2 protein-coding genes are annotated in these 1,284 nt (G+C 56.8%); one reads left to right on the top strand and one right to left on the bottom strand.

The features are described 5' to 3' along the window. Window positions 1-54: 54 nt before the first annotated feature. Complete coding sequence (locus tag ACNPM8_RS18000; protein ID WP_105661116.1) at window positions 55-711, bottom strand: sunset domain-containing protein; 657 nt, start codon at window positions 709-711, stop codon at window positions 55-57. A 164-nt stretch (window positions 712-875) separates the two neighbouring features. Between ACNPM8_RS18000 and ACNPM8_RS17995 the strand changes: the two genes are divergently transcribed. Further along, a partial coding sequence (locus tag ACNPM8_RS17995) for a class I SAM-dependent methyltransferase (protein ID WP_448940378.1) occupies window positions 876-1,284 on the top strand: 409 nt, incomplete at its 3' end.

The following is a 1,284-nucleotide window of genomic DNA, read 5'->3' as shown; positions in this document are numbered from 1 at the left end:
AAGCAACCGAGGTCGATTTTTTAGTTTGCTGGGTCGGATACCAGCCAGGCAGGTTTAGAGCTTCGAAGCCCGGTAGCCGGCCTTGCGCGCATCAGCTGCAGTCTTGAAGCATTCTTCTGGCTTCGTGATGTTGTAGAAGCGCTGTCCCTTGACATGGTACTTCCACTCCTTCTGGCTGCCGGTGCGGTTGCCCTTCACCGGGTAGCCTGCAGGGCAGTTCTTTGCCTTGCCGCTCATCTTCACGGAACGCTTGGCGGCCGCCTTCTTCACCAGCAAGGTCTGCGTCTTCTGAATGGTCGAGGTCTTGCCCTTGAGCTGGTACTTGACCGTGGTGGTGACCTTGTAGGTGCCCGCTGCGAGCTTGACGGACTTCTTCTTGCTGGCGACGGTCTTCTTGCCCTTGACCACCTTCAGCAACGCCGACTTGATCTTCACGTTCTTTGCCTTGGAATAGCTAGGCTTGATGGTTGCCTTGGCTGAACCCTTGACAGTCTTCGTGCCAATTTTCTTGATCGTTACCGCAGGAGCCTTTTTCTTCGCAGCAACGATGCTGGCAGATGAAATGCTGGTGGGCAACGGAGCGGCCGAGGCCGCGGAGACACCGGAGAATACAAGTGCTCCCGAAGCGATGACAGCGAGTGAACGCTGAACTAATTTATTCAATTTCTCCCCATGGAAAGTCGAACGAGCATGGGCACTGATCGGTCCCATGTGCTGATTCTAATCTGGACTGGGAATAGAAACTATGGCTGGACGCGATTGTGATCGATTGCGGCTAATGCAGTCAAAGCGTTACTCGATCAGTCGAGTGTTTTCCCAATGATTAGTTGAAGCCTTTGCTAGGCTCGGGCAAAACCATGCAAAGGAGCGCGCCCGTGCCACAGGAAAGCAACTACGACGATTTCGCCCAGGACTACGCTGACGAGAACGAATTCAGCATGCTGAACGCCTACTATGAGCGGCCGGCCACCTTGGAACTGGCAGGAGAGGTTGCCGGCCGGAACATCCTGGATATCGGCTGCGGCGCCGGCCCGCTGTCGGAACAGCTCATGAGCCGTGGAGCGAGCGTCTCGGGCTTCGACACCAGCCGGGCAATGGTGGACCTAGCACGCCAGCGGCTGGGCGAAGATGCCGACCTGAAAGTGGCGACATTGGGGGAGAAGCTCCCGTATGCCGACAACAGTTTTGACGATGCCATTGCTTCCTTGGTGTTCCACTATTTGCCGGACTGGGACTACGCACTGGAGGAAGTCCGCCGGGTCCTCAAGCCCGGCGGCCGGCTCA

The sequence above is a fragment of the Glutamicibacter sp. AGC46 genome, from assembly GCF_053543715.1.
Note: the sequence above shows the minus strand (reverse complement) of the source record. Positions and strands in the feature narration are given on the sequence as shown.

What these genes read in the sequence shown, in the direction of transcription:
- ACNPM8_RS18000 (WP_105661116.1), bottom strand. Translation starts at nt 711, where the DNA reads ATGGGACCGATCAGTGCCCATGCTCGTTCGACTTTCCATGGGGAGAAA.